This is a genomic window from Pseudoalteromonas sp. S4492 (assembly GCF_005886115.1).
GTDB classification, from domain to species: domain Bacteria; phylum Pseudomonadota; class Gammaproteobacteria; order Enterobacterales; family Alteromonadaceae; genus Pseudoalteromonas; species Pseudoalteromonas gelatinilytica.
The window spans coordinates 234886-257972 of the sequence record NZ_PNCP01000004.1 but is presented as its reverse complement, the minus strand read 5'-3'; the positions used below and the strand labels follow the sequence as shown (position 1 = coordinate 257972).

General features: G+C 42.4%; 17 protein-coding genes and 1 pseudogene. 6 read left to right on the top strand and 12 right to left on the bottom strand.

The annotated features are described in order from the left end of the window. Positions 1 to 10 precede the first annotated feature (10 nt). The 9 genes from bamA to rpsB form a co-directional block, all read right to left on the bottom strand. Positions 11 to 2482: an outer membrane protein assembly factor BamA gene (bamA, locus tag CWC28_RS01875; RefSeq protein ID WP_063706856.1), complete on the bottom strand. Its 2472-nt coding sequence runs from the start codon at positions 2480 to 2482 to the stop codon at positions 11 to 13. Positions 2483 to 2588: 106 nt separating this feature from the next. Continuing rightward, complete coding sequence (gene rseP, locus CWC28_RS01870; RefSeq protein WP_063706854.1) at positions 2589 to 3941, bottom strand: sigma E protease regulator RseP; 1353 nt, start codon at positions 3939 to 3941, stop codon at positions 2589 to 2591. Between the two features lies 1 nt (position 3942). After that, on the bottom strand, positions 3943 to 5142 hold the full coding sequence (gene ispC, locus CWC28_RS01865) for a 1-deoxy-D-xylulose-5-phosphate reductoisomerase (protein ID WP_138624632.1): 1200 nt from the start codon (positions 5140 to 5142) through the stop codon (positions 3943 to 3945). Continuing rightward, positions 5139 to 6005, bottom strand: a complete 867-nt coding sequence (locus CWC28_RS01860; protein WP_063706850.1) for a phosphatidate cytidylyltransferase — start codon at positions 6003 to 6005, stop codon at positions 5139 to 5141. Before CWC28_RS01860 ends, ispC begins: the two co-directional genes overlap by 4 nt. Before the next feature lie 22 nt (positions 6006 to 6027). Next, positions 6028 to 6807, bottom strand: a complete 780-nt coding sequence (gene uppS / locus CWC28_RS01855) for an undecaprenyl pyrophosphate synthase (protein WP_054553120.1) — start codon at positions 6805 to 6807, stop codon at positions 6028 to 6030. Positions 6808 to 6911: 104 nt separating this feature from the next. After that, positions 6912 to 7469, bottom strand: coding sequence for a ribosome recycling factor (gene frr / locus CWC28_RS01850; protein ID WP_063706848.1), 558 nt, complete (start codon positions 7467 to 7469; stop codon positions 6912 to 6914). Between the two features lie 14 nt (positions 7470 to 7483). Beyond that, on the bottom strand, positions 7484 to 8233 hold the full coding sequence (pyrH, locus tag CWC28_RS01845) for a UMP kinase (protein ID WP_063707209.1): 750 nt from the start codon (positions 8231 to 8233) through the stop codon (positions 7484 to 7486). 151 nt (positions 8234 to 8384) lie between these two features. Then, positions 8385 to 9236, bottom strand: coding sequence for a translation elongation factor Ts (tsf, locus tag CWC28_RS01840; RefSeq protein WP_063706846.1), 852 nt, complete (start codon positions 9234 to 9236; stop codon positions 8385 to 8387). A gap of 103 nt (positions 9237 to 9339) precedes the next feature. Further along, positions 9340 to 10068, bottom strand: coding sequence for a 30S ribosomal protein S2 (gene rpsB / locus CWC28_RS01835; RefSeq protein ID WP_054553123.1), 729 nt, complete (start codon positions 10066 to 10068; stop codon positions 9340 to 9342). Positions 10069 to 10315: 247 nt separating this feature from the next. On the opposite strand from rpsB, the gene map reads away from it, so the two are divergent. From map to CWC28_RS01805, 6 genes are all read left to right on the top strand, one after another. Beyond that, on the top strand, positions 10316 to 11125 hold the full coding sequence (gene map, locus CWC28_RS01830; RefSeq protein WP_267894590.1) for a type I methionyl aminopeptidase: 810 nt from the start codon (positions 10316 to 10318) through the stop codon (positions 11123 to 11125). A gap of 12 nt (positions 11126 to 11137) precedes the next feature. Next, complete coding sequence (gene glnD, locus CWC28_RS01825; protein WP_063706841.1) at positions 11138 to 13756, top strand: [protein-PII] uridylyltransferase; 2619 nt, start codon at positions 11138 to 11140, stop codon at positions 13754 to 13756. A 9-nt stretch (positions 13757 to 13765) separates the two neighbouring features. After that, complete coding sequence (gene dapD, locus CWC28_RS01820; RefSeq protein ID WP_063706839.1) at positions 13766 to 14593, top strand: 2,3,4,5-tetrahydropyridine-2,6-dicarboxylate N-succinyltransferase; 828 nt, start codon at positions 13766 to 13768, stop codon at positions 14591 to 14593. Positions 14594 to 14864: 271 nt separating this feature from the next. Further along, positions 14865 to 15197, top strand: a complete 333-nt coding sequence (locus tag CWC28_RS01815) for a hypothetical protein (RefSeq protein WP_138624631.1) — start codon at positions 14865 to 14867, stop codon at positions 15195 to 15197. A gap of 191 nt (positions 15198 to 15388) precedes the next feature. Beyond that, positions 15389 to 18499 carry an efflux RND transporter permease subunit gene (locus tag CWC28_RS01810; protein WP_138624630.1) on the top strand — a complete coding sequence of 1037 codons (3111 nt, stop codon included), beginning with the start codon at positions 15389 to 15391 and terminating at the stop codon, positions 18497 to 18499. After that, positions 18496 to 19587 carry an efflux RND transporter periplasmic adaptor subunit gene (locus CWC28_RS01805; RefSeq protein WP_483431657.1) on the top strand — a complete coding sequence of 364 codons (1092 nt, stop codon included), beginning with the start codon at positions 18496 to 18498 and terminating at the stop codon, positions 19585 to 19587. The genes CWC28_RS01810 and CWC28_RS01805 overlap by 4 nt, the downstream gene beginning before the upstream one ends. 556 nt (positions 19588 to 20143) lie before the next feature. Here CWC28_RS01805 and CWC28_RS01800 read toward each other — a convergent pair. From CWC28_RS01800 to CWC28_RS01790, 3 genes and pseudogenes are all read right to left on the bottom strand, one after another. Then, a pseudogene (locus CWC28_RS01800) lies at positions 20144 to 20722 on the bottom strand (RHS repeat-associated core domain-containing protein); the annotation flags it as partial. Positions 20723 to 21053: 331 nt separating this feature from the next. Next, on the bottom strand, positions 21054 to 21662 hold the full coding sequence (locus CWC28_RS01795) for a hypothetical protein (protein WP_063706835.1): 609 nt from the start codon (positions 21660 to 21662) through the stop codon (positions 21054 to 21056). A 703-nt stretch (positions 21663 to 22365) separates the two neighbouring features. After that, complete coding sequence (locus CWC28_RS01790) at positions 22366 to 23085, bottom strand: hypothetical protein (RefSeq protein WP_138624629.1); 720 nt, start codon at positions 23083 to 23085, stop codon at positions 22366 to 22368. Between the last annotated feature and the right edge of the window lie 2 nt (positions 23086 to 23087).

The following is a 23087-nucleotide window of genomic DNA, read 5'->3' as shown; positions in this document are numbered from 1 at the left end:
AAAAACTCCTTTAGAATGTATTACTAATGTTAAAGCTGATGGTCTTCGTATCGTCATCTTCTTCTTTTTGCAATGGATACGCAAAACTGATCAGCATTGGACCCATCGGAGAGATCCATTGTAGAGAAAGACCAGTTGAAACCCTAAAACGCATCGGATCTGAGTAATCATCCAATTTTGCACGCTCGTCTGTAGAAAGGTTTTGATAACGGTCAATATTAAACTCTGTATCCCATACGTTTGCAGCATCTACGAAGAAGCTAGTACGTACAGAGCTGGTGTTTTCTTCATCTAAGAAAGGTGTTGGAACAATAAGCTCCATCCCTGCTACCGCTTTGGCGTTACCACCAATTCGGCCTGCTGTTTGAAGTTGGTCAAACTCTGACGCACCACCAATACTACCTGTTGTAGTACCATCAGGTAATGGTGTACCAGGAATACTTTGCGGATAACGTGATACAGCTCGTGGAAGAATCGTATTTCGGTCAAAGCCACGTAGTTCCATTTCAGTAATTCTGAAGAACTCTTGGAACGGCAGTGTTTGGTCATAACCATTGGTTGTACCATAACCATTACCATAACCAAGTGCTGCACGCGTTGAGAATACCCAGCGGTGGTCATTACTGATTGGCCAGTAAAAACGCGAGTCATAATTTAGCTTAAAGTACTGTAAATCTGAGTTCGGCGTTGTCGCTGTTAAGTTAAGCGACTGACGTGAACCTGCTGTTGGGAATAAACCACGGTTAACAGTTACACGCGACCAACCTGCACTTAACTCGTACTTAGTAAAGTCGAAGCCCGCATCTGGGTTATCTGGATCTAAGAAAGTTTCACGAATTACACGTGTTTGCTCGTATTCTGCAATATCAGATAACTCTTCTTGCACCCAACGAACACCAAAGTTAATACGGTTTACTGCATCGATTGGGAAACCGATGTTAGTACCAATACCATAACTCTTCGATTTATAGTCGATTAGGCTGAATTTACTCGCATCATAGTTACTGTAGAAGATACTGCTACCTTGCGATACACCGTCTGGCGTAAAGTAAGGGTCAGTGTATGACACACTAATACGCTCAGAACCGCGCGAGGTATTAATGTTGAAACCAATTTGGTTACCAGTACCTAAGAAGTTTGATTCACTCACACCGATGTTAAATTGCAGACCTAAGTAAGAGCCATACGCAAGACCTGCGTTAAAGCTACCTGCAGATTGTTCTTTAACTGTAAAATCGACATCAACTTGGTCATCAACACCAGGAACTGGCACCACGTTAAAATCAACGCTTTCCATGTACGGTAAACGCTGAATTTGTAGTTTAGAGCGCTCAAGGCTTTGATTTGATAACCATGCACCTTCAAGTTGCGTCATTTCACGGCGTACTACTTCATCTGAAGTATTTTGGTTACCACCTACGATGATACGACGAACATAAACACGCTTGCCCGGATTAACAGAAAGCGTTAATTGTACTTCTTTATTTTCGTCATCAATTTCTGGGATGGTACGTACTTCAGCATTGGCATAGCCAAAACGTGCTAAGTAGCTTTTGATAAACTCTTCAGACGATGTCACCACAGAGCCGTTATAAAGCTCACCTGTTTTCAGTGGGATAACACTTCTGATTAATTCTTCACGACCTAACAAGTCACCAATAAAGTCAAAGCCTTTCACTTTATACTTAACGCCTTCAGTGATATTTGCTGTTACATAAACAGAATCACGCTCTGGGCTTACTGATACTTGTGTCGAATCGATATTAAAACGTAGGTAACCACGGTCTAAGTAGTAACTACGAATTTTCTCTAAATCGCCTTCGATGGTTTGCTTTTGGTAGCGGTCACTCGACATGAATTTCCACCACGGTAAATCTTGCTGTGATTCAGCTAATTTAAGTAGCTCTTCATCCGAGAAAAGTTCGTTACCAACCAAGTTAATTTGACGAATTGACGCAGCGTCACCTTCATCAAATTTGAATAGAAGTTTTACACGGTTACGCGGTAACTTAGTAATGCTTACATCCACTTTTGCATTGTACTTACCAATACTGTGGAAGAATTCAACTAAGCCTTTTTCAATGTTATCAAGGACTGTTTTATCAAGCGGCTCACCAGTACGGATATCTTGCTGGTCTAGCGACTCATTAAGCTGCTCATCTTTGATGTCTTTATTGCCATCAAACTCGATCATACTGATCGTTGGGCGCTCAGTCACACGGAAGATAACACTATTGCCATCACGTAATGCTTTAATATTGTCAAAGTGACCTGAACGATAGAGAGCCTTTATGGTTCTAGAAATTGTGTACTCATCAATATTATCGCCCACGTTGATCGGAATATGCGTTAACGCTGCACCTAGTGCAACACGCTGTAAACCTTCAACTTTTAAATCATCTACAATAAAGGAGTTTTGGCCTAGGGCTGCAAAGCTAGCACCTAATAAACTTGAAACTGCCAAATGTTTTTTTATAGCCATTTTGTTATCTTTATCCTTTACAACTGTATTACCGCTCAACACCTTATAAATTTAACTTTTGCGGTGTTTTACAATCGTGTTCAAATTGGAATTTTTCGCTTATTTGTTATAAACGCGATACATCATTGAACAAAGCGAAACATGTTAAAAACAGAAGCAACAAGGCCCCCACTTTAAAACCAAATTCTTGCGTCTTTTCAGAGACCGGCTTTTTGCGAAAAAGTTCAATTATGTAATACATTAAGTGCCCACCATCTAGCACTGGCAGCGGTAATAAGTTAAATACGCCAAGGTTTACACTAATTAATGCTAAAAAGCTTAAAAATGCAACCAAGCCATAGCTTACGCTAGTTCCCGCACCAACTGCAATGCCCACCGGGCCACTTAAATTTTTAACCGACACCTGACCGGTAATTAAATTACCAATCATGTCAAAACTAAGGGTAATTAAACGCCATGTTTCTTGTATGCCCAGCACAATACTATCGACTGGGCCATAATGTCTAGTTTCAATATAGTTTTCTGGCCATGGCTCAACCACCGGAGACACACCTAAAAAGCCCTGAGCAACGCCCGCATCATTGGTTCTGCTTTGTGGCGTCACTGACAGCTCTTTTATACTATCTTGCCTTTGTACACTAAATTGTAAGGATTTGTTAGGTGATTGCTGAATTAGTGAAACTAACTCGCTCCAACTGCTGATATTTTCGCCATTTACGGCAATAATTTTATCTGTAACTTGCAAGCCCGCAGCCTCTGCCGCAGAGCCTTTACTGATCATAGCCACTTCTAGAAGTGCTTTCGGGCGAAATGGCACAATACCAATAGAGGTTAATGGTGGAACATCTTGTTGATCCAACTTCCAACCATCTAAATTAAGAGTACGCACATGCTTTTGATAATTCTGATCACGAAGCGTGATGACAACACTTTGCTCACCTAAGCGACTCATTAACGAGAATGTGGCATCTTGCCAAGTGTTAATGTCGTCTTCACCAATTTTAATAATTTGCTGGTTTGGCTCAATATTGGCCGCAGCAGCACGGCTGCCTTGAGTCACTTCACCCACCACAGGTTTTAATGACTGAACGCCCACCATATACATTACAGCAAGGGCAAAAATAGCAAATAAGAAGTTTGCCATCGGGCCTGCAGCCACAATCGCAATACGTGCTTTTACTGATTTAGCATTAAATGATAAATGACGCTGCTCTGGCGGCACTTCATCTACACGCTCATCAAGCATTTTCACATAACCACCAAGTGGTATAGCTGCAATCACATATTCGGTTTGTTGTTTGTCGTACCATTTGACTAATGGCTTACCAAAGCCAATTGAAAAACGCAGCACTTTCACACCCGCTTTGCGCGCAACCCAGAAATGACCATATTCATGCACAGTCACTAAAATACCCAGGGCAAGAATGAATGAACCAAGATTCCAGAAAAAATCAAACATGCTAGTTGATGCCTCTTTTGACAAACTCAGTTGCTTTTAAACGTGCAGCTTGGTCGCAAGCTAAAATCTCATCAAGCGTTTGCACATTAATGTTTTGTGTTGCATTGAGCGTTTCAGCGTTAACGCGATAAATATCTGTGAAGCCGATTTGCCCACCTAAAAAGGCGGCAACGGCTATTTCATTCGCCGCATTGACCGTCGTTGTTGCACCTTGCCCCATTTCACACGCATCAATGGCAAGTTTTAAATTAGGGTAACGAGCGTAATCTGGCTTAGTGAAGGTAAAATCTGCCATTTGTGAAAAATCGAGCGGTTTGACACCGGCATCAACACGTTCAGGAAAGGCTAATGCGTGAGCTATTGGTGTGCGCATGTCAGGGTTGCCCATTTGCGCAAGCACTGAGCCATCTTTATATTGCACCATTGAATGGATAATACTTTGTGGATGGATCACGACTTCTATGTCGCTGGCATGACAGTTAAAGAGCCACTTGGCTTCAATAAACTCAAGGCCTTTATTCATCATAGTGGCTGAATCGACAGATATTTTTTGTCCCATCGACCAATTAGGGTGTGCCACCGCTTCTGCTACAGTCACGGATGGTAATGTCGCTAAATCACGCGTTAAGAAAGGACCACCAGAACCAGTAAGCAAAATTTTGCTCACACCATGATCGGCAAGTAAGCCCGATGCAGTTTGTAGCGATGCAGGCATACACTGGAAAATAGCATTATGTTCGCTATCGATTGGCAATAAGGTAGCGCCATGTTGTTTTACTTTATCAATAAACAACTGACCCGACATAACGAGTGATTCTTTATTAGCGAGCAGTACTTTTTTTCCTGCTTCAACCGCACTTAACGTCGGCAGCAAACCCGCAGCACCCACTATCGCCGACATCACAGCATCAACATCAACGTGAGCAGCAAGTTCACTCATCGCTTCAATACCTGCTAGCACCTCAGTTTTACACGCACTGTTAGCGAGTAAGTGTTGGAGGGCTTTGGCAGCGTGTTGGTCAGCCATAACAGCAAATTTAGGCTGATGTGCGATACACAGTTCAGCCATTTTTTCAGCATTTTTACCTGCTGCTAATGCAAAAATCGCAAAGCGCTCTGGGTTTCTAGAAACAACATCTAAGGTGCTTAAACCGATTGAGCCAGTTGCGCCTAATACGACAAGTTGCTCTACTTTGCTCATAAACTTAATGTCCATGCATAGCAAAGTACAAAGATTGGCGCAGCTGCGGTTAAGCTATCAATACGGTCTAAAATACCGCCGTGCCCAGGTAAACATGAACCGCTGTCTTTCAAGCCGACTTCACGTTTAAACATACTTTCTAGTAAATCGCCCACCGCTGAGAATAACGCGATAAATGCAGTCATAACGGCATAAATTGGCCACACAGCCATATCAACATTGGTGAAGTGACAAAATACGAGTACAAAAATAATTGAGGCAACCACACCACCTAATAAACCTTCGATGGTTTTATTCGGGCTCACTTTAGGCATTAACTTGTGTTTACCTAGGTTTTTACCGGTAAAGTATGCACCAATATCTGCACTCCAAACGATACCAAGTACAACCAAGATAAGCATTGAGCCAAAGTGAGTTGATTCGCCATAACCTGCGCTGCGTAGCGTATTTAATGCAAGCCACAGTGGGACTAAGGTTAAAAAGCCTGCAATAGCACGCATGACAATGCCTTCATTCCATGCTTTAGCCATTGCTGGGTAGCGCCAAACTAAGTAAGTCGCCACAATCCACCATGCAAATGACAGCGTAAATAAATAGTTTGCATCACCCACTAATTGGCCATTTTGCCAAAGTGATTCAATTGGCCAATGCCAGTTGAGTAGTGCCAAAAACGCAGCCGTTGCTGCAACAAATCCAAAACGCTTAACTTTATCGCACAGGCCCATAAACGCAGACCATTCCCATGCACCAAGTAAAACAATACCGGCGGCGATATAACTAAATAGTGTTAATGGGGTATAAAAAACCAAAATAAGTGCAAGTGGTGCCAACACGAGCGAGGTTAAAATTCGTTGTTTTAGCAATGTGTGTACCTTCAACTAGTAATTAGGTCTCGGCGAGTAATTGTTTTATTTGTTCGCCTGTACAACCAAATCGTCGCTCTCTGGCAACGTAACATGCGATAGCGTCAGCAAATGCAGCTTCATTGAAGTCTGGCCAAAGCGTATCGGTAAAGTAAAGCTCAGCATAAGCCGCTTGCCATAAAAGGAAATTACTGATGCGTAAATCTCCGCCAGTGCGGATCATTAAGTCAAGTTCACCTTGATCAGCCATACTCATTTGTTCGGCCATTAGCTCTTCAGTAATGTCTTCTGCAGCCATTTCACCGGCTGCGACTTTTTTCGCAAGCGTTGTTGCGGCGTTAGTGATATCCCAACGCCCACCATAATTAGCTGCTACGTTTAACTGTAGACCCGTATTATTACGGGTTAATTCATGGGCTGCATCAACTTTATTGCGCAAACCTTCTGAAAAGCGTGATAAATCACCAATTATGTTCAGCTTTACATTATTTTTATGAAGTTTTTTAACTTCTTTGCCCAAAACGAATAAAAATAGCTCCATAAGCGTATTTACTTCGTCCTCTGGACGTCGCCAATTTTCGCTACTAAATGCGAACAGTGTTAACGACTGTATACCTAAGCGAGTACAAAATTGCACTGATTGACGAACCGCATCAACGCCCTTTTTGTGCCCATAAACACGTGGGCGATTTTTCGCTTGCGCCCAACGTCCGTTGCCATCCATGATTATAGCGACATGCTTAGGCAAACTTTGCTGGGAAATTTTATCAGCGTTAAGAACCATAAATATCGAGTATTCCATAAAAAAACGCCGTCTAGTATACCCTAGACGGCGTTTCAAAACTAATAAATTTAGTTGCTGCTGTTCGCTTTCAGTATCAATGCCTGAAAGATAAACAGCGACAATTAGATTTCCATTAGCTCAGCTTCTTTCGCTGTTAACTGTGCATCCATCTCTTTGATGAATTTGTCAGTAAGCTTTTGGATCTCGTCTTCAGCTTGACGTGCTTCATCTTCAGAAATGTCTTTTTCTTTCAATAAGCTCTTGATATCGCCATTCGCGTCACGACGGATGTTACGTACCGCAACACGGCCACCTTCAACTTCACCACGTACGATTTTGATAAGGTCTTTACGACGCTCTTCTGTTAGTGGAGGAAGTGGAACGCGAATAACAGTACCCGCAGACATCGGGTTTAAACCTAAGTCTGAAGCCATGATCGCTTTTTCTACTGCTTGCGCTAGTGACTTATCGAACACGCTGATCGCAAGTGTACGAGAGTCTTCAATTGTTACGTTAGCAACTTGGTTTAATGGTGTATCAGCGCCATAGTAAGACACTTGAATACCGTCAAGTAATGCAGGATGTGCACGGCCTGTGCGAATTTTAGATAATTGACTGCCTAGTGCCGCAACACTTTTTTGCATACGTTCTGACGCATCTTTTTTGATATCGTTAATCACGGTTCAATCCTAATCTATTTGCTAGTTTCATCTGAGGCTTGTGAAGAGATAAGCGTTCCTTCATCTTCGCCCATAATAACACGCTTAAGCGCGCCTGATTTATTCATGTTAAATACGCTTAATGGCATGTTGTGGTCACGAGCCAGCGTAAATGCAGCTAAATCCATAACCTTAAGCTCTTTTTCAATGATTTCATTGTAGCTTAAGTGGCGATATAGTGTAGCTTCTGGGTTTTTCACTGGATCATCAGAGTAAACGCCGTCAACTTTAGTCGCTTTGATTACAGTATCTGCTTCAATTTCAATACCACGTAAACACGCTGCAGAATCAGTCGTGAAGAATGGGTTACCTGTACCTGCTGAGAAAATAACAACACGGCCAGATTTTAATAGGCTGATAGCTTCTGCCCAGTTGTAAGCATCACATACACCGTTAAGCGGGATAGCTGACATTAAACGGCAATTTACAAATGCACGGTGTAGTGCATCACGCATTGCTAAACCATTCATTACAGTGGCAAGCATACCCATGTGGTCACCCACAACGCGGTTCATACCCGCTTCTGCCAATGAACCACCACGCAAGAAGTTACCGCCACCGATAACTAAACCTACTTCTACGTCGAGCTCTACAAGTTCTTTAATTTCTTGAGCCATACGGTCAAGTACTTTCGGGTCGATGCCGAAGCCTTCGTCTCCCATTAATGCTTCACCGCTAAGTTTAAGAAGAACACGTCTAAAAATAGGTTTACGATTGATAGTCATAATATTTGGGCCAGCCTTAGTAATGAGATAAAAAATAACCGCGCTATGGTTACACATAAAACGCGGTTATTTTAAAGAATTTTCATCAGTGACGCAAAAGCTAATAGCAGATTAATTTCATCTAATTGCCCTACGTCACTAACTTAGAAAATTACTCGCCTTTTGCAGCAGCGATTTGAGCAGCTACTTCAGCAGCGAAGTCTTCTTCTTTACGCTCGATACCTTCACCAACTTCTAAACGTACGAAGTTAGTAACAGTTGCGCCTTTCTCTTTAAGAATTTCGCCAACAGTTTTCTTAGGTTCCATGATGAAAGCTTGACCAGTAAGAGAGATCTCACCAGTGAATTTCTTCATACGACCAACAACCATTTTCTCAGCGATTTCAGCAGGCTTGCCTTCGTTCATCGCGATGTCGATTTGAACTGCTTTTTCTTTTTCAACAACGTCAGCTGGTACGTCTTCTGGGTTTACGAACTCAGGCTTAGACGCAGCTACGTGCATAGCAACTTGCTTAAGAGTTTCTTCGTCAGCGTCACCAACTACAACAACACCGATACGGTCGCCGTGGCGGTAAGAAGAAAGTTTGTCACCGTCGATGTACTCAACGCGACGAACGTTGATGTTTTCACCGATTTTAGCAACTAGAGCAACACGTGTTTCTTCGAACTGTGCTTTAAGTGCTTCGATGTCAGCTTTTGATTCAACAGCAGCATCTAATACTTCGTTAGCGAAGCCAAGGAAGTTTGAATCTTTAGCAACGAAGTCAGTTTGACAGTTAACTTCTAGAAGAGCAGCGAAACCGTTACCTTCTTTGATTAAGATTGTACCTTCAGCAGCGATGTTACCAGCTTTTTTAGCAGCCTTTGCAGCACCGCTCTTACGCATGTTTTCGATCGCTAACTCGATGTCACCGTTAGTTTCAGTTAACGCTTTTTTACAATCCATCATGCCAGCGCCAGTGCGCTCGCGTAATTCTTTAACTAGGGCAGCAGTTACAGCCATTAGAATATCCTCAATTGAATTCTGTTATAGGGAAGCGGTATAGGCCGCTTAACAAGAATAACAAGTCTTCACCTCAAATAGATGAAGACTTGATGACAGCTAATTACTCAGCTTCTACGAAGTCGTCTTTCTCAGCTTGAGCAACGATGTTGTTCTCACGACCTTCAGTGATCGCAGCTGATACAGCGCCTGTGTAAAGTTGGATAGCACGGATCGCATCGTCGTTACCAGGAACGATGTAATCAACACCGTCTGGGTTAGAGTTTGTATCAACGATAGCAACAACAGGAATACCTAGGTTGTTAGCTTCACGGATAGCGATGTGCTCGTGGTCTGCATCGATAACGAAAAGCGCGTCTGGAAGACCGCCCATATCTTTGATACCACCAAGGCTCTTTTCAAGCTTTTCCATTTCACGAGTAAGCATTAACGCTTCTTTCTTAGTTAATTTCTCGAAAGTACCGTCTTGGCTTTGCGCTTCAAGGTCTTTAAGACGCTTGATTGATTGACGAACTGTTTTCCAGTTAGTCAACATACCACCTAACCAACGGTGGTTTACGTAGAACTGCTCGCTTTGAAGAGCTGCTTCTTTAACTGCTTCGCTTGCTGCGCGCTTAGTACCAACGAAAAGTACTTTACCTTTGTTAGAAGCTGCGTTCGATAAGAACTTAAGTGCTTCGTTGAACATTGGTACAGTTTGCTCTAGGTTGATGATATGAACACGGTTACGAGCGCCGAAGATGAAAGGCTTCATCTTAGGGTTCCAGTAACGTGCTTGGTGACCAAAGTGAACACCAGCTTGAAGCATATCGCGCATTGAAACGTTTGCCATTTGTATAATCCTCTATAATTTAGGGTTAGGCCTCCACATATCCCATAGCACCAACACCGTAGTTAATTTGTAACTTAAGTGCACCCAAGTGTATGTGACGATACGTGTGTGTGTTAAAATAAAATTGTGTTTGCCTTAAATACAAAAAATCAGTTAAGAATTTATTTGTAAAAAGACGGCGCGCTTTATACCATATTAAAATTGAAAACTCAACGTCTAGTGCAAAATTTGTGCACTGAAAACTGACCTGAAAAACAACTTTGGAGCCTCAATGAGTGCTGTGATCAAGACCCCTGAAGAAATCGAAAAAATGCGTGTTGCCGGGCGCTTAGCCGCCGAGGTACTTGAAATGATAGAACCGCATGTGGTGCCAGGTGTAACCACAGATGAACTAAATACAATTTGTCACGATTATATCGTTAATGTTCAAGATGCTATTCCAGCACCGCTTAATTATCACGGTTTCCCAAAATCAATCTGCACCTCAGTGAACCATGTTATCTGTCACGGTATTCCTAACGACAAACCACTTAAAGAAGGTGACAGCGTAAATATTGATATTACGGTGATCAAAGATGGCTATCACGGCGACACATCTAAAATGTTCCATGTGGGCACACCTAATATCCAAGGCAAACGCCTTGCTGATATCACACAAGAAAGCCTTTACCTTGCAATTAAAATGGTAAAACCAGGCGTTCGCCTAGGTGATATTGGCGCTGCAATTCAAAAATACGCAGAAAGCTTTAACTATTCAATCGTACGCGAATACTGTGGTCACGGTATTGGTGCTGAGTTCCACGAAGAACCACAAGTAATGCACTATGGTAAAGCTGGAACTGGCGAAGTGTTAAAAGCGGGTATGTGCTTAACAATCGAGCCAATGGTTAATGCTGGTAAGCGCCAATGTAAGTTACTTAAAGATAACTGGACAGTTGTAACAAAAGACCGTTCATTGTCTGCACAGTGGGAACACACACTGTTAGTGACTGAAAATGGTGTTGAAATTTTAACGCTCCGATCAGATGATACTATCGACAGGATCATCGAACACTAGGAGCCAGCCCCTGTGGCATTACCCAATAAAGTAAAAAAGTTGCTCAGCCAAGCTGAGCAACTTAGCGATTATCGCGACTGTTCTAGTTATTTTTATAAATGGCTACAGAACGAATTCTCAAAACAACCCGTTAGCAACTTAATTAATGCCCGCGCTGAGTTTATCGACCGCCTATTAATTAAATTGTTTCACGATTACGACCTTTCTCACGAAAGTGACTTAGCCCTAATTGCTGTGGGCGGCTATGGTCGTGGTGAACTGCATCCCTACTCCGATATCGACTTTATGCTACTGGTGAGTGAACAGCCAAGCGAAGCTGTGTGTGAGAAAATTGGCCAGTTCGTCACCATGCTTTGGGATCTTAATTTAGAAATTGGTCACAGCGTTCGCACCATAGAACAAGCATTAGAACAAAAACGCGAAGATGTGACATTTGCTACCAGTTTACTTGAGAGTCGATTAATTTTCGGTAATCACATCGAATTCGAAAAATTAAAAAATCATTTAATTGATTCGCCAATTTGGCGCTCAGACGAATTCTTTTTGGCGAAAGTACAAGAACAAAATCTACGCCATAGAAAATGCCATGGTACGGCTTATAACCTTGAGCCAAATATCAAAGAGAACCCAGGTGGCCTGCGAGATTTACAAACCATTATTTGGGTTGCTAAAAAGCACTTTAGAGCCGAAACATTACAAGAGCTGATCAATCACGGCTACCTCACCCATGAAGAATATCAAGAACTACTAGAGTGTTTAGAAAACCTCTGGAATATTCGTTTTGCACTGCACCTAGCTGCGGGGCGCTCTGAAAACCGTTTGCTGTTCGATCACCAACCTCACGCTGCAGAAATTCTCGGCTTTGGTAGTGATGGTAAAGCTTCGGTTGAGCGCATGATGAAACGCTTATTCAGGATCATGAGTCGCGTACGTGAGCTTAACCAAATGCTGCTGTCATATTTCGAGCAAAGCATTTTACCGGGTGCCGGTGAGCTACCTGTCATTGAACTTGATCGTAACTTTGAGCGCATTGGCCATCAAATTCGTGTAAAAAATCCGTCGGTGTTCTTTCGTCGGGATCAGCTATTTGTGTTGTTCGAGCATATTGCTGATAACCCTGAGATCACCCATATTTACCCAAGTACCATACGTACAATGCGCCAAGTGCGTCGTCGTTTACTGGGTGATTTACAAGATTACGCCGCCTGTCGCGAAGCATTTTTACGCTTAATAAAACACCCTAACGGTATGGGCCGTGCATTTACGCTAATGCACAAGCACGGCATTATTGCCGCCTACTTACCACAGTGGCGAAACATCTTCGGGCAAATGCAGTTTGATTTATTTCATGCCTATACCGTGGATGAGCACACCCATAAGCTTATTAACAATATTTATAAGTATTTTGATAAGTCAAAAGTGAGCGAGTTTCCACTTTGTAGTGAAATCGTCACCCGCATGGATAAACCTGAGTTACTTTATTTAGCCGGTATATTTCATGATATCGCCAAAGGGCGCGGCGGCGATCACTCAGAGCTAGGTTCAGTTGATGCGATTGCGTTTGCTAAATTGCACCGCTTCCCATCATCAGACGGTAAGCTCATCTCTTGGTTAGTAGCTAATCACTTACTTATGTCGGTCACGGCGCAGCGTAAAGATATTAATGACCCTGATGTGATTAAAGACTTTGCAAGCAAAGTAAAAAATGAGCGTCAGCTCGATTACTTATACTGCTTAACGTTGGCCGATATTCGCGCGACCAACGATAATCTGTGGAACGATTGGAAAAACACCCTACTCCGTGAGCTGTATTTACATACCCAGCGAGCACTGCGCTTAGGGCTTGAAAATCCAATGGACCAACGTGACCAAATTCGAGATAAAAAGCAGCAAGCTAAACAACGGTTATTGAATCACGGCTGTAACGAAGATCAGATCGACTTAATTTGGAGCCGCTTTAAAGCCAATTACTTTACCGCTTTTAGCGAACAACAAATTTCGTGGCACACAGAACACTTATTAAATTGTGAAGATTTAAGCCTACCAAGTGTGACCGTGTCTGACACCGCAATGCACGGTGGTACGCAAGTGTTTGCCTACAGCCCTTACTCGGGAAGTTTATTCTCCCGTCTTGTGAGCGTTATTGGTTCGAAAAAAGCGCAAATTCAACATGCACAAGTGTTAACCACTAAAGATGGCTACGTGCTGTTTAGCTTTGTTATTTTAGAGGTTAATGGTGACCCAATTGCAAGTAACCGAGCGCAAGGTATTAAACGCGCTTTAGAACAGGCGATTAGCGATCCGAAAAAGAAAATTCGCATCAAAAAGAACCGCTCACAGCGCTTCAAAGATTTTAATATCAAACCAAAAATTGTGCTTAGACCGCATGCGCGTAAAGATCGCAGCTTAATTGAAATTCAAGCGGTGGATATTCCGGGTCTATTAACGAAAATTGCGGAAGTATTTCAAGCACACTTATTACATATTCATGCCGCGCGGATCACCACTGTTGGTGAGCGTGCAGAAGATTTCTTCGTGGTATCAAATAACGAATACCAAGCATTAACAGACGAAGAACAGGCTAAAATTCATCAAGCATTGCGTAAAAAACTCAACGCAGAAACCGAATAAGAGGATCTTATGTCAGATTTAAAAACCATGATCGAAAACGCCTGGGACAACCGCGATAGCATCAGCCCAAGCACAGTATCAAGTGAAGTTAAACAAGCAATTATCGACGCGCTTGAATTACTTGATAGCGGTGCTGCGCGTGTTGCTGAAAAAATCAGTGGTGAGTGGGTTGTACATCAATGGTTGAAAAAAGCGGTGCTACTGTCTTTCCGTATTCGTGATAACCAACCAATGAGCGATGGTGTTAATCAGTTTTACGACAAAGTACCCCTTAAGTTTAGCGACTATACACCAGAGCAATTCCAACAAGGCGGGATGCGTGTTGTGCCAAATGCTGTGGCACGTAAAGGCAGCTTCGTAGGTAAAAACGTGGTGCTAATGCCATCTTATGTCAACATTGGCGCCTACGTTGATGAAGGTACGATGGTTGATACATGGGCAACGGTTGGCTCGTGTGCACAAATAGGTAAAAACGTTCACTTGTCGGGCGGTGTGGGCATTGGTGGTGTACTTGAGCCACTGCAAGCAAACCCAACTATTATCGAAGATAACTGTTTTATCGGCGCACGCTCTGAAATTGTTGAGGGCGTTGTGGTCGAAGAAGGTGCGGTTATTTCAATGGGTGTTTACATCAGCCAAAGCACACGTATCTATGATCGTGAAACTGGCGAAACTCATTACGGTCGAGTGCCAGCAGGTGCGGTTGTTGTTCCTGGTTCTCTACCGTCAAAAGATGGTTCGCACAGCCTATACGCTGCCATCATCGTGAAAAAAGTTGATCAACAAACTCGCGAAAAAGTAGGTATTAATGCCCTACTTCGCTCGATTGATGAATAACTATGCTGAGCTATAAGCTATAAGCTATAAGCTATAAGCTATAAGCTATAAGCTATAAGCTATAAGTTTAAAAATTCAAGAAGCGCGATGCTAACTAGTTTCGCGCTTTTTTATTCTTCGTAATGCAATGATTTTTAGCTAGTTTGTTGAGATATACTCACAAATATGTTTTAGTATAAAAAACAAACAAAAAATAATAGTGAAAATGTTCAAGTCTTTTCGGAGTTTTACCCACACGGAATTATTTTATTACACAGGACTATTCTATCTTGTGGCAATCATACTGTTTGCATCACGTAGCTACCTATACGATTTTTTTGTCACCGAGACGAATTCACATCGCACTGAGGTCAAAAAGCTTGAAGTTGCTTTAACATCGCACGTTAATAAAGATTATGTTTTTGAAGCATTGCAAACGACCTTAGATGGCCTTGCAACACCCGATCGAGTTGCAGTTAAAATCCAGTGTTATACAGCTTTCTGTGATGTTAGTTTCACGAATCCGTTTATCACCATTAACGACCACAATCACTACAGTGCAGAAGTAAAGCGAGTGTTTGAGCAAAATGTTGCTTCCCTTCGCCGAAAAGATACGACTCACTAGTTTCAGACTCTATAACTAAGGCTTAAAACTTAAAGCTCCTCCGCTAAATTGTTACATCTTATTTCAAATACACATTTTATCGCTTAATTACGGCTATTCAGCGTTACTTCTGACATACATTTCGTTTACCTCACTGGCACTTTTTTTACATCGCACTACAATGCAGACAAATTGATTTTGGAACACACACAATGAACCTGACACGTAGTTCGCTGAAAAACCCTGCGAGTGTTATTGTCATCTTGGTGTTGATTATGTTGTTTGGCATGTTGAGTATTTTTAAGCTGCCAATTCAGCTCACACCAGATATTGAGCAACCGCAGATCACTATTTTCTCTGGCTGGCGTCAAGCTGCACCTGAAGAGATTGAATCGGTGATCATTGAGCCGCTTGAGAACGCAGTAAAAAACACCCCGGGTGCGCTAGAGGTTAATACTTACATTAACCGTGGCAATGGCTCTATCACGTTGACTTTTGCTGTTGGACAAAACATGCAACAGGCCATGCTTGATGTGTTAACAAGCCTTAACCAAGCGCCGCCCCTGCCGTTAGATGCATTTGATCCTGTAGTGTTTGCTGGCGGTAATAATGGTGAAGCCGCAGCAACGTTACTGGTCACCCCAAAAGATTTTAATAGCGACAGCCTTGATTTAGACATGGCGCAGTTCCAAAAACAAATCGATGAATTTGTTGAACCCCGTTTGGCACGTATCCCTGGTGTTGCCCGTGTTGATTTAGCCAGTGAGCGACCAAAAGAATTACGCATTACCTTTGACCCTCACAAAGCCGCTGCACTTGGCGTCAGCCTTGACCAAATTAGTAACGTATTAGCCAGCTCACGCGATACCTCTGGTGGCCTTGCCAATGTTGGCCGTCGTCAATATACCGTGCGCTTTACTGGGCAATATGATTTATCGAGCATGGCACAAATGCGCGTTGGTTATTCAGGCGATAGACCCATTTACCTTGGCGATATAGCAAGTGTAGAGCGCACTTTCTCTGACCGTTTAGGGATGAGTGGTCGAAATGGTAAACCCGCATATTACATTCGTATTTCGCGCGCTAACGAAGCCAACACCGTTGCCCTACTCGACGAAATTAACCTTGCCATTAAAGAGCTAAACGAAGGGCCGCTGGCTGAGAATGGCTTAGCGATTGAATTAAGTTTTGATGCCTCAGTGCATATTCGTAATGCCTTGTCGTTAGTTAAAAGTAACTTAGGCCTAGGTGTTTTGCTGTCGTGTTTAATCTTGTGGCTGTTCTTTAGGGGCTTAAAGGCCACGTTTGTCATTGCAGCGACAATTCCTGTCTCTTTGTTAGTCGCGTTTTTAACGTTGAATATTTTTGACCGCAGCTTAAATGTTATTTCACTGGCGGGCCTTGCCTTTGCTGTTGGCTTAGTACTTGATGCCGCCATCATAGTGCAAGAAAACATCGCAAGGCTCAGAAGCGAAGGCTTTGATAGTAAAAAAGCCGCGCTAAAAGGCGCAGCCCAAGTAACTGGCGCTTTATTTGCCTCAACCACCACCAGCGTTGCTATCTTCTTGCCAATTTTATTTATGGCAGGTATTGAGGGGCAGTTATTCTCTGACTTGGCGCTCACCTTATCTATTGCTGTAATTGCCTCTATGATTTGCGCAATTACACTTATTCCGTTGGCTAACCATTTTTGGCCAGACAAAGAGCTCAAAGCGGATCCTTATCGTGAATATTGGCAGAAGCTGACTAACTTCATCATGGCGCTAACCAATACCCGCGTTAAACAAATACTATGGATAGTGTCGTTATTAGGTGGCTCAGTCGTCGCGACCATGACCATGCTTCCGAAAACTGATTTTATGCCGCGCGCACCAACCGATGGCTTTTTCTTTAACTTGAATACCCCGCCAGGCGGCAATGTGCAGTTTATGGAAGAAGAGCTGCTGATGCGTATTAAAAAGCGCTTAATGCCTTATTACACAGGTGAAAAAGAGCCGGGGATAAAAGATTTTAACTTTTATGCTTTTGGTTCGAATGCTGGCGGCTTTATTTATTCTGCCGATCCGCAACGTGTTGAAGAATTAATGAAGGTAGCCCGAGAAGAAATCTTCATCGATTTACCCGACACCCAAGTATTCTTCTTTAGAGGGTCGATGATCCAAGTTGCTAATGGCGGTGATGGTCGTAATATCAATATCGATTTAACGGGTCCGAATATGGACGAGCTAATCGCCGGTGCTAATGTGGCGCTGCAAGCTGTCACCGAAGCAATGCCGAATGCCACTGCAAGGCCACAACCACGACTCGATATGGCAGAGCCAGAACTTAGGCTCACACCCAATGACCGCCGTATAACCCAAGCAGGGCTAACTCGTCGTGATGTATCTCAAGCAGTGCAAGCCTACACAGGTGGGTTATTTGTTAATGAATACTTTGATGGCAACGAACGCATGAACGTGATTTTGCGAGGCATACCGTGGCAAACTCCAGAAGAGCTTAAAGCACTGCCCATTGTGACCCCACAATCAGGTATTCAAACTTTAGGCGAGCTTGCCAATATTGAACGCACCGTAGGACCAACCCAGCTTAGGCGTGTTAATGGCCGCCGTACCGTGAGTATTGTTGTCACGCCACCAGCAGACATGAGCTTGCAACAAGCGCAAACCATTCTCTCTGAGCAAGTTATGCCAAAAGTACGTGCAAGCTTACCCGACAGTTCTGGCGCGATTTTGGCGGGTAACGCACAAAAGATGAATTCGGCCATGCAAGAAATGACAATCAACTTTATTTTGGCTCTGTTTATTTTATTCTTGCTAATGACCGCATTGTTTAAGTCAGCCAAAGACAGCGCGTTAGTTTTACTGGTCATGCCATTGGCAATTGCAGGCGGTGTACTGGCCCTATTCGTACTTAACTTATTTACCTTCCAATCGCTCGACTTACTGACCATGATTGGCTTTATTATCTTGCTGGGTCTGGTGGTAAATAATGCCATTTTATTGGTTGACCAAACCCGTGTCGCAATGGCCGCAGGGCTCAGTCGAGAAGACGCCGTTCGTCAAGCTGTACTACTGCGTGCAAGACCCGTTTACTTAAGTACCTTAACCAGCTTATTTGGCATGCTGCCACTGATGCTAATGCCGGGGGTAGGATCAGAAATTTACCGTGGCCTTGCCACTGTGATTGTCGGCGGCATGGCCATTAGTGCCCTATTCACCCTGATATTAATGCCAAGTTTATTGCAACTTGGCAGACAACTGCCGCCAGCAAATAACAAACAGCAACCAGAAAAAACGCCTTTAAGCTTGGTATCGAATCAATGAGTATTAAAACAATGAACACACCTTTTCGTAAATTAACCGCTCGCTTTTGTGCGCTATTCAGTCTTATCGCATTTAACGCCTTTGCAGTCGTACCTGTTACGGTAGAAACCGTCACACAAGCTCCACTGACAAGCGAAATTGAAGTAAGCGGCACTTTGTATGGCAAAGATGATGTAACCCTAACAGCAGGCGTAAGCGGGCGTTTATTATATGTTGTTGAGCCAGGTACTCTGGTTAAAAGTGGCGACACCCTAGTTCGTATGGACACCTTCCCGCTTGAACTTGAAAAAGCACGCCAGCAAGAAATGCTCAACCGCGCCAAAATAAACTTACGTTTATATCAACAAGAGCTGGCTCGTTTACAAAAACTCGCCAAAGCCAGTAGTGCTGCAGCAAGCCAAGTCGATGATATGCAAAATAAGCATGACCTTGCGTTATCTGATATCGCACTGGCTAAGGTTGAATTAAAAGTAATAGACGATCAGCTTTCGCGTGCAACGGTTCGCGCCCCATTTGACGGCGTGATCAGCGAGCGTTTTAAACGCGCTGGTCGCGAAATAAATCGCGCAGATGAACTGGTCACCCTGCTCGATATTAATAACTTAGAAGTGCGTTTGTACGTGCCTGTTAAATACTTAAAGTTTTTGCACAAAGGCATAGAGTTACCAATTCAAGCCGGCGACTTATCAGCCCCAGATATGACAACAGCCACTGTAACAGCGGTGATCCCATCAACCGATCCGCGTTCACAAACCGTAGAAGTACGTGCCTTACTAGCAAATGATGCCGAGCAAACATGGGCAATTGGCCAACTGGTTGATGTAGCCGTGCCACTAAAAAGCAAAGGGGATGTACTACTGGTGAATCGCGATGCGCTGATCTTACGCAAAAAAGGCACCCATATCGTCAAAATCGACAACGACAACAAAGCCCTGCAAATTCCCGTAAAAGTCGGTAATGGTAAAGATAAACTTGTTGAAGTCACCCCGACTTCAAACATCGCCTTAAATGCGGGCGATAAAGTGGCAGTACGCGGCGCCGAGCAACTACAAACCGGGCAAGAAGTCGAAGTTCAGGTAAAGCAATAACTATTAGGCTTGAGATGACTGCCAGCTATTAAATATTTTAAGAGCTGGCAGTTATGATAAAGGGTAGTAATGATTATTAAGAGTTGCGCTTGCTTTTGACTTTCTAGGAAGCAAAAAGCAAGACAAGACCCCTTTATTTTTTTGGTAAATGTTATGACCGGGTATGAGATAACGTATAGTGGAAATTTGGCCTGGCTAAAAATCGTTCGATAAAAGCGTGGGAAAAACCGTCATAACCCTGCCAAATTTTATGATAAATAATTTGGTAAACAACACTTTAGATTTAATGGAATTGAATTATAAGAGGCGACCTATTTAGTTGACCCTTTATCACTTTTCTTTTTCTCAAACCTAATAAAGGTAAAATTAAACAATAAGATTAACCCAATAAATATAACTAATTTAACAAGAATATGATTTTCATCAAACAAGTATAGAACTATCAACGTTGATATAAATACACTTATATAAATATATTTACTAGAATATATTTTATATATTTTTTTAAAGTATTCTCGGATCATAAACTTAATTCCTCTAAAGCACCATTTTTAATTTAACAACTTTCTCTTTTTATCCTCGTCCCAGTACAACTGACCTTATCCTTAAATGGCACTCGGTCTGTAGTTTGGTCGGGCGATTCATTTCTCTCCTGATTGTTTATATCGCCGTGAATAGATTGATAAATAGTTTCACCACCTGAGTTGATAACTTTATATGAGTTCCCCACCTCTTTGTAGCCAGAATCGTTATCAAAAGTTGACGTAATTTCGAGTTCTGTTATTACTTCAATTGTATCACCCTCAGAAAGAGCAAACTCAACTTCAGTAAGATAGGAGTCGACAGCCAGTCCAGTAGGCGCTAAGTATGGATGAATGCGAGCTGCAATGACTCCGGCTGCGGTAGCCGTAAGATTGTTAACATGCCCAGCATTTGTATTTATTCTCTCGGCCTCCTTTCGCGTTAGCGGACCTACTTTATAGGAAAACGAAATACGCTGCCCAGTTTGACCGTTAGGATCAACCATATTAGCCGGATCATTACCTACATACGCATACATATTCATCCCATCTTTATATCCAATGGAAACAGTCTGCATAAAACGACCTAATTCAGGGTGGTAAACCCGTGCTTTGTAGTGATAAAGTAAGACTTACCAAGGGCAAAAAGCAAGACCTACCCCCTTTATTCCTAGCGGTAGCCTTTATCAAGTTATTGGCGAAGGAAAAAAAGCCGAAGTACAGATGAGAGATTTCCATCTCCTTCGCCACGGATTCAGCCCTGAGCAATCATCCAATTAAATTTGGCACCAAGTGACTATTTTCATTGACCTCAAAAAACAAAACCAGCTTCCGCTGGCTTTGGGTTGAGAGCAAGTATTGCTAGTTTGGTTGAATCCTAGCTCCAACTAGCGAGGTTTTGGATTCAAGAAAGTTGAATCAATTAATATGGAACGTAATCTCAATTTACGAAACCAAAAAAGTTCTGTAAAAACAACTATCAAAATGACTGGAAAAGTCTTTTCTCAAGCTCTTTATCGATTTAAATCTTTCATCTATATGACCGTCAAAAAATTTAAAACTTCGAACAAATGATCGCAAGTTCAATTCGCCAATCTCACCGACCAGCACGACCCTCAAAGCGTCATCTATAATGCCTTTGTCGATTAAATCTTGTCTTGGGCCTGACATTTCAATATCGACACAATTATCTGTCCATGTCGCAGAATACAACCAATTATTTGCATCAACTTCAATCTCTTCATTAGATTCAGATGAAATAAAGAAAAACATTTCCCAGTTCCGAGGAGGTACCCCTAAAACGATCTGCCACCCGCTGCCATCTATTGGAAAAATGTCCATATCACGAATTTCATAAAATTCATCATCATCACCAGTCGATATCGACAGTACATCGATCTCACCTTTCTCCGGGGAAGGACCAAGTTCCCACCCCAATGATGGGTTGTTTCCAAGTATCTTGCCCATTAACTCGATGAAACCTTCCTCTGGAACTTTGTCCTTATGGTTCATCAAGTGAGTCAGATTGACTACTAACTCATCTACGTTTTTCAAACTTTAAATCCTCATTTTTTATTCAGCGGTGGGATACCATACTTTTCCCAATCTGCTTCTTTTACAGAGTTTATCTTATTGTCGAGATTATCAACTCCGCCAGCAGCATTCATTTCTTTCTGTTCTTGGATTCTAAGTTCTTTTTGATGAAGCCCAATTCATAAGTATAGCTTCAGCTTGACGTTAATAAATGTAAAAGATGAGTATGTTGATATGGTAGTTATGGTTTGGTTTTCGACGTTTTTGGGGGTGTTTATGGTTTTGATTTCGACGTTTTTGACTCGTTTTATGGGTTGGATTTCAACATATTCGTTTAACAAATGGTTAATTTACAAAAAAATTTATCATCAACATTATGACACGAGGTTTTACGCCTGCGAGGCTGTACCGAAAAGATCGTGCAAAATGCAAGACTTGACCCTACCGGCTCTCTCTAGCGGTAGCCTTTATCAGGTTATTGGCGAAGGAAAAAAAAGCCGAAGTGCAGATGAGAGATTTCCAACTCCTTCACCACGGCTTTTCACCAGAACAGATCACCCAATTGAATTGGGCATCAAACAACTATTTTCATTGACCCCAAAAAACAAAACCAGCTTCCGCTGGCTTTGGATTGAGAGCAAAGTTTATTTGATCTCGATAGTTGAATCCTAGCCCCGAGTAGCGAGGCTTTGGATTCAAAAGATTGAATTGATTACTATTTAAATTAATTCCAGTTGTTCCACATCATATCCTCGTTGCGCCAAAGCCCTTTTCCTTCTTTAAGTTTCATTACCGGATCTAATGTGGGGTCATACAATACAAGTGTACTCAGCGGAACCACTCTTACATCCTCTTTTTTCACATCTGGGCCTGCCCCTGAAAATAGCTCCCATTGATCAACTTCCCACCTCATGACCTCAGTAACAGCGGCTCCTTTAAGGGCATCTAAATTTGTCACTGCTGAACAATTTTTGGGTAAATGATTTGGATAGCCAAAGTTAAACCATTTCCATACCCGGTTATGGCAGTTATCTATAGACAAAGCACAGTTGGGAACGTCAATAGTTGTAAAATGTTCAGGTGGAATAACCTGTATCAGATCAACCTCATTAATGCCGTAGTAATCTAAAGCTCCTAAAGGAAGCTTTTTAGACCAAGATAACTCAGCTTTTTGCAATTTAAACTGCCCACTTATATTCTCCATTGTAAAAGAAGAGGCAGTAGGGTTTGCTTCCAAGCATTCAGAAGCAACAGTTATTACCTCTCTAGCTTCTTCCGCAGAAAAATAAGCTCCTCCTGCAAATAGAAGTTCGAACCTAACTTTTTCATACAAGCCGATAGTATAAAGGAAGCGAGGTGAACTTCCTCCACTGATAGTGTAAACAAAAAATCCATTCGCATTGATTATTCGTTTTATATCATCAAGAGTGTTTAATCTATTCATAA